Source organism: Streptomyces sp. NPDC005141 (assembly GCF_053599975.1).
In genome coordinates this window covers 167,796-176,750 of record NZ_JBSFYW010000011.1, presented here as the reverse complement: position 1 = coordinate 176,750, position 8,955 = coordinate 167,796, and the positions used below count along the sequence as shown (strand labels likewise).

General features: G+C 71.4%; 10 protein-coding genes. 6 read left to right on the top strand and 4 right to left on the bottom strand.

What is annotated here, in order from left to right; all coding sequences use genetic code 11:
• Nucleotides 1–88: 88 nt before the first annotated feature.
• Nucleotides 89–412 (bottom strand): hypothetical protein, encoded by a 324-nt coding sequence (locus ACWD68_RS11975; RefSeq protein ID WP_451806297.1) that lies wholly within the window; start codon nucleotides 410–412, stop codon nucleotides 89–91.
• A 272-nt stretch (nucleotides 413–684) separates the two neighbouring features.
• Here ACWD68_RS11975 and ACWD68_RS11970 point away from each other — a divergent pair, with 272 nt between their 5' ends.
• Complete coding sequence (locus ACWD68_RS11970) at nucleotides 685–1,302, top strand: DUF1269 domain-containing protein (protein ID WP_451806296.1); 618 nt, start codon at nucleotides 685–687, stop codon at nucleotides 1,300–1,302.
• Between the two features lie 83 nt (nucleotides 1,303–1,385).
• Nucleotides 1,386–2,171 (top strand): alpha/beta hydrolase, encoded by a 786-nt coding sequence (locus ACWD68_RS11965; RefSeq protein WP_451806295.1) that lies wholly within the window; start codon nucleotides 1,386–1,388, stop codon nucleotides 2,169–2,171.
• A gap of 100 nt (nucleotides 2,172–2,271) precedes the next feature.
• Here the strand turns inward: ACWD68_RS11965 and ACWD68_RS11960 are convergent, their stop codons facing one another.
• Together ACWD68_RS11960 and ACWD68_RS11955 are read right to left on the bottom strand one after the other, a co-directional pair.
• Nucleotides 2,272–3,630, bottom strand: coding sequence for a DUF2252 domain-containing protein (locus ACWD68_RS11960; protein WP_451806294.1), 1,359 nt, complete (start codon nucleotides 3,628–3,630; stop codon nucleotides 2,272–2,274).
• 3 nt (nucleotides 3,631–3,633) lie between these two features.
• On the bottom strand, nucleotides 3,634–4,164 hold the full coding sequence (locus ACWD68_RS11955) for an FxLYD domain-containing protein (RefSeq protein ID WP_451806293.1): 531 nt from the start codon (nucleotides 4,162–4,164) through the stop codon (nucleotides 3,634–3,636).
• Between the two features lie 183 nt (nucleotides 4,165–4,347).
• Here ACWD68_RS11955 and ACWD68_RS11950 point away from each other — a divergent pair, with 183 nt between their 5' ends.
• Nucleotides 4,348–5,544 carry a winged helix DNA-binding domain-containing protein gene (locus ACWD68_RS11950; RefSeq protein WP_451806292.1) on the top strand — a complete coding sequence of 399 codons (1,197 nt, stop codon included), beginning with the start codon at nucleotides 4,348–4,350 and terminating at the stop codon, nucleotides 5,542–5,544.
• Nucleotides 5,545–5,747: 203 nt separating this feature from the next.
• Here ACWD68_RS11950 and ACWD68_RS11945 read toward each other — a convergent pair whose 3' ends face one another.
• Nucleotides 5,748–6,056, bottom strand: a complete 309-nt coding sequence (locus tag ACWD68_RS11945; protein ID WP_451806291.1) for a hypothetical protein — start codon at nucleotides 6,054–6,056, stop codon at nucleotides 5,748–5,750.
• Nucleotides 6,057–6,220: 164 nt separating this feature from the next.
• Between ACWD68_RS11945 and ACWD68_RS11940 the strand changes: the two genes are divergently transcribed.
• From ACWD68_RS11940 to glnII, 3 genes are all read left to right on the top strand, one after another.
• Complete coding sequence (locus tag ACWD68_RS11940; protein WP_451806290.1) at nucleotides 6,221–6,580, top strand: arsenate reductase family protein; 360 nt, start codon at nucleotides 6,221–6,223, stop codon at nucleotides 6,578–6,580.
• A 233-nt stretch (nucleotides 6,581–6,813) separates the two neighbouring features.
• A complete protein-coding gene (locus ACWD68_RS11935; protein ID WP_451806289.1) occupies nucleotides 6,814–7,491 on the top strand; it encodes a hypothetical protein in 678 nt (225 codons plus the stop codon).
• A gap of 408 nt (nucleotides 7,492–7,899) precedes the next feature.
• The gene (glnII, locus tag ACWD68_RS11930; RefSeq protein ID WP_351122122.1) at nucleotides 7,900–8,928 is read left to right on the top strand and encodes a glutamine synthetase; all 1,029 of its coding nucleotides are present in this window, start codon (nucleotides 7,900–7,902) and stop codon (nucleotides 8,926–8,928) included.
• Nucleotides 8,929–8,955 lie beyond the last annotated feature (27 nt).

The window sequence follows — 8,955 nt, the reverse complement described above, 5'->3', positions numbered from 1 at the left end:
CGGGGGGGGCTCCGCGGCGCTGGACCTCCCCCGGTGGTTTCCGTCCTGGGGCGCGCGGGGGCTGTGACGCCCCGGCGCGTCGGGGCTCCTACCCGCGTTCCTGACGGCGCGACTCCAGGGGGCGTTCGCGCCGGTAGCGGCGCTCCCACTTGGCCTGGCGGTCACGACGGTCGCGGTACGCCCGATAGCTGGAGTCCGTGCGGCCCGCGGATCCACCGGAGCCTTGCGGGGCGGACCCCGCGGAGCCCGCGGACCCTGCGGAGCCGACGGATCCCGCGGTGAACGTGCCTCCTCCTGTACGGCCGTAGCGGACGTACAGGAAGAGCAGGACGATCGCCGCGAGCCAGAGGGTGTGGTTGGAGAAACCCATGACGACCAGGATCACGGTCGCGGAGAAGATCAAGGTGCCCATGACGGGACTCCTTGTATGCGTGAGTGAAAGGGCCTTGACGGCTTCTGGATGTGCCGACGGGGCGCTGGGGGTGGCGGCCGTCCGTCGGTGCGTAGAGAGTAGCCCCGCGACCGCGAACTGATGCCTGTCCGGCGGAAAGCGGTGCTCTGCTGCTCCGGAACACGCCTTCGGCGTAGGGAGCCCGCTCCCCCGTACGCATCTGATTTCTCCCGACTGCACCCCTTCCGATATCGCTATAAAGTCGAACGGAATCGACATAAGGGGTTCCCCTCATGAGCAATCTGTTCGTCGTCGCGTACAACGATGTCGCCACCGCCAACCAGGTGCGCAGCAAACTGTTCGAGCTGTCGAAGCAGCACCTCGTCGAGCTGGAGGACGCGGTCGTCGTCGAGCGGAGCGAGGACGGCCGGATCAAGCTGCACCAGGCGGTCAGCCACACTGCTGTCGGCGCGGCCGGTGGTGCGCTGTGGGGCGGCGTCATCGGGCTGCTCTTCCTGGCGCCGCTGCTCGGCGCGGCGGTGGGCGCCGCGGCCGGCGCCGCCGGTGGCGCGGTCACGGACACCGGGATCAACGACAACTTCATGAAGGATCTGAGCCAGAATCTGCGGCCGGGCGCCGCCGCGCTGTTCGTCCTGGTCAAGCAGGCTGCCGGGGACAAGGTGATCCCTCAGATCGCGGAATTCGGCGGCCAGTTGGTGCAGACCTCGCTGAGTCAGGAGCAGGAGGACGCACTGCGCGACGCGGTCGCGGCGGCGCAGGCGAAGGCGGGCGCCGCCACCGCGGCGCCGGAGGCGGGCGGTACGGCCACGCCGGAAGCGGGCGGCACGGCCGCTTCGCCGACGATCAGCACCACCAAGACGGACTCCGGCGGCACTCCCGCCTCCTCCTGAGCCGACCGCTTCGCGTCAAACCCTCCTCGCGGAAGGCGAGTTACCGCATGATCGGCACGAGTGAATCATGAGTGAATGGGGAGATGCTCTCTCCCTTCACACACGACCACGACGGTGAACGACTGAGCTGCGTCAGCGGCAGCGGGAACGACGGAGGTGGCGGGGCGGCCACCGCCGTCCTTCTGCACGGCGCGGGCAACGGCAGCAAGGAGCGACTGCTCCCGCTGCTCGACGACTTCGCCGCCCGCGGCTGCGCGGGGCTCGCCTTCGACTTCTCCGGGCACGGTGAAAGCACCGGCGAGCTGGGCGAGTTGAGCCTTCGGCGGCGGTTCGAGCAAGCCGTGTCGGTCATCGACACGACGGTTCCGGCGGGCGCCCCGCTGATCCTCGTCGGGTTCAGCATGAGCGGCCAGACGGTGGCCGATCTCGCGCGGCACTACGGGGACCGCGCGGTGGCGCTCGTGCTGTGCGCGCCCGCGGTGTACGACGCCGAGGCCTGGCCCATTCCCTTCGAGGACGAAGAGCCGGCTTCCGGGCACGGCGGCACGGGGGCGGCGGAGAGCCGCTTCAGCCGGATCATCCGTACCCCGGACAGCTGGCGGCGGGCTCCCGCGCTCGACGTCCTGCGGGCGTACGGGGGCCGGGCGGTCCTCGCCGTACCCGGCACGGACACGGTCATCCCGCCCGAGGTGACGGAGGCCATCGCGGACGCGCTCACCGCGCGGGCCCGCTTCACCCGCTTCGAACTGCCCGACGCGGAGCACATGCTGGGCCTCTGGTTCCGCGACCACGCCGAGGACCGGCGGCGGCTCGTGGACCTCGTCCTCACCGGACTCGGCGACCCTGTGCGGGCGGCGGCCGGGATCTGAACGGCCGCGCGCGTACCGGGTCCCCGGGGCACGGAGGCCGGCTCCGTCCGGGGGTCCCGGGGTCCCGCATCCGGCCCCCGGCGGCGGGCGCCGGCAGATGTCACACGCCGGGGGCCGCCGGGACCACGCCGGCGATCACCGCCGCGCCCAGTACCGCGTGGTCGGCGGCGTTGCGGTCCGCGTAGCGCAGCGCGAAGTCCGCGACGGCACGGTCGAAGGTGTCGGCGCCGCCGAGATAGGCGGCGATCGCGATGCGGTCACCGGAACGGGCGTGCGCTCGGGCCAGGGCCGTGCCGCACAGCCGGGCGTAGGTGCGCAGTTCGCCCGGGTTCATGCCGGCGATGTCCGCGGACCCCTTCATGTCGTGCAACTGGCGCCAGTAGAACGCCCGCCCCTCGGGACCGGTCGTCCAGCCCAGGAAGATGTCGCCGGCGGCCTGCATCAGCCGCTGCCCCGCGACGACGCGGCGCCCCGGATGGGCGTACGGGCCGATGGGCAGATGCTCTTCGAGCACGGACCGTCCCGCCTGCTTGATCTGCAGGAACAGCGGGTCGTCGGCGTCCCGCCCGGCGAGCAGCACGATGAAGCAGCGGGTGCCGACGCTGCCCACACCGACGACCTTGCGGGCGGCGTCGACGAACCGGTAGCGGTCCAGGAGCAGTCGGCGTTCCTCGGGGAGCGTGGAACGGTAGTCGCTGAAGATCTTGCGGAGCGAGGCCATGTCGAGGCTTCCGGCCGGTTCGAGCAGCGGCGGGTCGTGGACGATGCGGCGGCGTCCGTCGACGATCTCGGTGAGTTTGCCGAGCGCCTGCAGGCTGGTGCGGCGGCGGGCCCGGGTGAGGGTCGCCTCGACGCGCCGGCTCCGACGGCCGGAGCGGACCAGCGGCAGCAGCAGATCCGCGTCGATGTGCTCGTACCAGACGGTCAGCTCGCCCTGCCGGGCCAGCCGTCGCATCGCCTCCCGGTACTGCCCTGCCGCGGCCCGTGCCGCGCCGAAGACGTGCTCCTCCTTGTGCCCGTTCTCCCGGGCCGCGACCGTGACGCTGGCCGCGAGCCGTTTGACGTCCCACTCGAAGGGTCCGGGGAAGGTCTCGTCGAAGTCGTTGAGGTCGAAGAGGAGGGAGCGTTCCGGGGAGGCGTAAAGACCGAAGTTCAGCAGGTGGGCGTCGCCGCACAGCTGGACGGTGAGCCCGGTGTGCGGCTGGGCGGCGAGGTCGGCGGCCATGACGGCGGCGGCCCCGCGCAGGAACGCGAGCGGTGACGCCGCCATCCGCGCGTACCGGATCGGCAGCAGTTCCGGAAGCCGGTCCCTGCCCTGCTGTTGCAGGAGGCCGACCGGATCGGGGCGGTCGGCGGCGGGGATCCAGGTGCCGTGCGCGGAACGGGTGACGCGCTTGCGCGCCGCCCGGCCCCGGGCGGCGTGGTCTGCCGAGGTGGCCGTGACACTGTTCCGGAGCATCCGTCAGTGCCTCACAGCGCGGGCGACATCGGTCTTGACGTCGCCGGTGAGGGAACGGTTGCTGCGGGCGGTGACGTCCTTGGAGGCGCCCCCCGCGACGTCGTTCACCGTCACGACGGTCGTGTCGAGGAGATTGCCGCTCTGGTCGCGGAAGTCGACCTGGACGACATAGGACTTCGCCGAGGAGGTGGGGTTGGTGACGGTCACCTTGACCGTGGCGCGCCCGTCGGAGTCGGGGCTCGCGCCGCCGTCGAGCTTCACCTCGTCCTTGGCGTCCGCGCCGTTCTTGAACTCGTCGAACTTCTTGCCGGCCTCGGCGGTCGCGGACGCGAGGGCGTCACCGGCCTCGGTGGCGGCGGACGCGGCCTCGGAGACGGCGGAGGCGGCCTTGGAAGCGGCGGACGCGGCCTTGGAGGCGGTGTCGGAGGGGCTGCTGTCGTCCGAACAGGCGGTCAGCTGCGCGGCCAGGGCCGCCACCACGGCCACGGCCAGGATGAGACGGACCGGTCCTCGTATGCCGTTCCTCTGATGCATCGTCTCTCCCCACGTGGTCCTGGTTCGCCTCCGGATCCCGCTTCCTCGCGGTGGCCCCAGTCAAGGCCGCGGGCTGGGCCGCCGCATGCCCGGCTACGGCGAACGGGTGAGTCCCGCCCTGTGACGGGCGGGCGTTCGAGAGGATGAGGAGCGGGGAGTGCTGGGCGACGGGACGGAGGCGACGTGACGGGGAAGCCGCGGCACATCGGGGTGGCGGAGCGACGGGCACGGCTCGGGCTGCGGCAGCGGCTCGTGGGCTCCGCGCGGGCGGCGGCCCCCGAGGAGGTCGCGGACTCCTTGGTGGCGCTGCACGGCACCGACCCGGCGACGGTGTACCTGGCGGTCGGCGCGCGGCTCACGGACGGCGGGGCGACGGTGGCGCAGGTCGACCGGGCACTGTACGAGGACCGGACACTCGTACGGATGCACGGCATGCGGCACACCGTGTTCGTGTTCCCCACCGGCCTGGCCGCCGTGGTGCACGCCTCGACCGGGCTCGACATCGCCGCGAAGGCCCGGGCGGGGCTGGTCAAGGACATGGTCACCGGAAGCGACGGACGGCTGACCGAGGAGTGGCTCACGGAGGTCGAGGCGTCCGCGCTCGCCGCGCTGGCCCGGCGCGGACAGGCCACGGTGAACGAACTCACCGGGGACGAGCCGCGGTTGAAGGAGCAGTTCGTCTACGGGGCCGGGAAGAGCTACGAGAGTCCGCAGACGGTGTCGTCCCGGCTGATGCGGGTGCTGGGCGTCGAGGGCCGGGTGGTGCGCGGGCGCCCGCTCGGTTCCTGGACGTCGAGCCAGTTCCGCTGGGCGGTCGCGCCACCGCATCCGCACCTCCCGCCCGCCGAGGCGCGATCCGAGCTGCTGGGCCGCTGGCTCATGGCGTGCGGGCCCGCCACGGAGGCCGACCTCAAGTGGTGGACGGGGTGGAAGGTCACCGACGTACGGCGGACTCTTGCCGCGATCGGGGCGGTGGCCGTCTCGCTCGACGACGGGCTCACGGGGTACGTGGCGGCCGACGACGAGAACCCGGTCGCCGGGCCGGAGGCACCCTGGGCCGCTCTGCTGCCCGGCCTCGATCCGACGCCCATGAGCCGGCAGGAGCGGGACTGGTACCTCGACCCGTCCCTGCGGCCCGCCCTTTTCGACGGCAGCGGCAATGTCGGACCGACGGTGTGGTGGGACGGCCGGGTGGTCGGGGGGTGGGCGCAGCGGCCCGACGGCGAGGTGGTCTGGCGGCTGCTGGACTCCGGGGGTGTCGGCCGCGAGGCGCGGACCGCGATCTCCGCGGAGGCCGAGCGCCTTCAGGCATGGGTGGGGCGGACCCGGGTCACTCCTCGCTTCCGGACGCCCCTGGAGCGGGAGTTGTCGGCCGGGTGAGGACCGACGCGGGTTGCCGGATGACGACGGATACCGACGCCGGGTGACCGCCGGTGCCGGTACCGGGTGACGACGGTCGTCGGCGCCGGTGCCGGTCGCGAACGGCGACCGGAGCCGTTCCGGGTGACCGCCGGTTCCGGGGCCGGGTGGCCCCGCCTCGGGGCGCGAGCCACCCGGCACCGGTGATCAGCGCGCTCGACTCCTCAGCGCGCGTACCTCATCAGCGCACGCACCATGTGGCACGTGGTGTCCGACGGCGGGTGGACGCCGATGAGTTCCGCGGCGCCGCGGATCTTCTCGTTGCGGGCCTGATTCGGCACGTACACACCGGAGTCGAGCAGGGCGATGGCGAGTCGCATCGCCTTGAGCCGGCGGTTGTGCGTGACATACCAGTCGCGGGGGCGCCCCGGCGGCAGCGGGCGCTTCTCCACGGGCTCGTACGGGAGATCCAGCGGGACCGCCCTCCTGGATGTGGACTGAGTGGGCAGCGGCTTCAGTGCGGCAGCGGGCACAGGCATCCTCCTGTCGCGGTCAGGGCGCCGTCCGGACCCCCCGGCGACACCCTCGAACACTGCTTCTATTCTACCGCCGAGCACTGACAAGAGCCGCTGGCCACAGGGCCTTTGAGGCTGCCGTGACACCAGAACACGAAGGTGTCTCCCGTAACGTGTGCGGCATGGAGATCTGGATCAATCCGGCCTGTTCGAAGTGCCGCAGCGCGATCAGCCTGCTCGACGCGGAGGGCGCCGACTACACCGTCCGCCGCTACCTGGAGGACGTGCCGAGCGAGGACGAGATCCGCGGCGTCCTCGACCGCCTCGGCCTCGAACCGTGGGACATCACGCGGACCCAGGAGGCCGACGCCAGGGAACTGGGGCTCAAGGAGTGGGCACGGGACGCCGGTTCACGGGACCGGTGGATCAAGGCGCTGTCCGAGCACCCGAAGCTCATCCAGCGGCCGATCATCACCGCGGAGGACGGGACGGCCGTGGTGGGCCGCACGGACGAGGCGGTACGGGACGCCCTGTCCCGGTAGCGGGCCGGGCGGCACGGAGCGGCGCCAGGGCGACCTCCGACCGGCGCCCGACGGACGCCCGACCGACGCCCGGCAGGTGCACGGCGGATGCACCGCCGGTCCTCGGCCGGTCCTCGCCCCGCTCAACTCCCGTGTGACCCAGGTTACTTAAGTGATTGCCGAAACCGTTGAGTAACTGCGTTCGGTATCTCGTACATAGCGGCGTAACGCTCCCCCCCGCTCTGGAGGCGCGCATGTCGCGTAGGAGAACTCTCAGCACCAAGAAGAAGATCGCTCTGCTGGTCAGCGCGGTGACCGTGGCCGGCAGTGGGGCATTCGCCCTGGCCGCCACCTCGAACGCGGCGTCGGTGCAGAACGCGCAGACCTCGACGGTCTGCAAGGGTCTGGCCACCGCGCTCGGCAACAACCAGAAGTTCATCGAGGGCCAGCGGGCCGCCCCCGACGCGCAGTCGCAGGCACGGATCGCCAACCGCGAGGCCGTCATCGCGCAGATCAAGGTTCAGCAGGAAGCGTCCAACTGCGCGGTCGGGGAATCGGCTCAGGACTCCCAGACCGCCCCGCAGCCGGCGCAGTCCGCACCGGCGCAGGCCGCGCCCGCTCCCTCGGCCCCGGCGCAGTCCGCCCCCGCGAACAACGCCGGCGGTGGCGGTGGCGCCGCCACCGGCCAGCAGGTCTGCAACGGTTCGACCGTCACGCTCTCCGGCGAGGGCGGCGCACCGGCCGCGTCCAGCAACCAGTTCCCGGCCGGGACGAAGCTGAAGGTCACCAACCTGGACAACAACAAGTCCACGACCGTCGAGGTCACCTCGGTCTCCGGCAGCTGTGTCCTGCTGAACAACGCGGCCTTCGAGCAGGTCCGGGAACCGGGCAAGTTCCTGATCCGCAAGGCCCGTATCGAGAAGGTGGGGTAACGGGCAGAACGGGTCGAAGGCCCTGCCGTCGCCGATTCCCCCGGATCGGAAGCGGCAGGGCCTTCGCATGGGCGGGCAACCGGGGCGGAACCGGACCACATCCCCCGTACCGCTCCCACGCGCATCGCATACGAGCCGTCCGCTCGCCCTCTCCCCCGGACCTGCGGGACCCGGGCGGGCGACGGGCCGGCCGATCGCGGTCGCGAACGCTCGCACGCGTACGGCGGCAGCGGGACAGGTGGTGTGAGACCAGGCACACACAACTCAGGTAACACGGGGTTCACATTCGGGCAATGATCGGGAAATCGCTGGTTGACAGGCTGCCGGGCATCCCCAGCGGCGCCCCAGTGCCGCAGCGCCGCAGCACCCGCAAGTGCGACTCAAGACCCACCCCGAAGGATGTGGCCCGTGAGCTTCAAGGCTGAGTACATCTGGATCGACGGCACCGAGCCGACGGCCAAGCTCCGTTCCAAGACGAAGATCCTGGCCGACGACGCCAAGGGTGCTGAGCTGCCGATCTGGGGCTTCGACGGTTCCTCCACGAACCAGGCCGAGGGGCACGCCTCGGACCGCGTACTCAAGCCCGTGGCCAGCTTCCCGGACCCGATCCGTGGTGGCGACGACATCCTCGTCATGTGCGAGGTCCTCAACATCGACATGACGCCGCACGAGTCCAACACCCGTGCCGCGCTGGCCGAGGTCGCGGAGAGGTTCGCCGCGCAGGAGTCGATCTTCGGCATCGAGCAGGAGTACACCTTCTTCAAGGGTTCGCGCCCCCTCGGCTTCCCCGAGGGCGGCTTCCCCGCCGCGCAGGGCGGCTACTACTGCGGTGTCGGCGCGGACGAGATCTTCGGCCGTGACGTCGTCGAGGCGCACCTGGACAACTGTCTCAAGGCGGGTCTCGGCATCTCCGGCATCAACGCCGAGGTCATGCCCGGTCAGTGGGAGTTCCAGGTCGGTCCGCTGGCACCGCTGGAGGTCTCGGACCAGCTGTGGGTCGCCCGCTGGCTGCTCTACCGCACCGCCGAGGACTTCGGCGTCTCCGCGACGCTCGACCCGAAGCCGGTGAAGGGCGACTGGAACGGCGCGGGCGCGCACACCAACTTCTCCACCAAGGCGATGCGCGAGGGCTACGACGCGATCATCACCGCCTGCGAGTCGCTCGGCGAGGGCTCCAAGCCGATGGACCACGTCAAGAACTACGGCGCCGGCATCGACGACCGCCTGACGGGCCTGCACGAGACCGCCCCGTGGAACGAGTACAGCTACGGCGTCTCCGACCGCGGTGCCTCGGTCCGCATCCCGTGGCAGGTCGAGAAGGACGGCAAGGGTTACATCGAAGACCGCCGCCCGAACGCGAACGTCGACCCGTACGTCGTGACGCGCCTCATCGTCGACACCTGCTGCACCGCCCTGGAGAAGGCCGACCAGGTCTGATCCCGCTCACCCGCGAAGGGGGCGCCC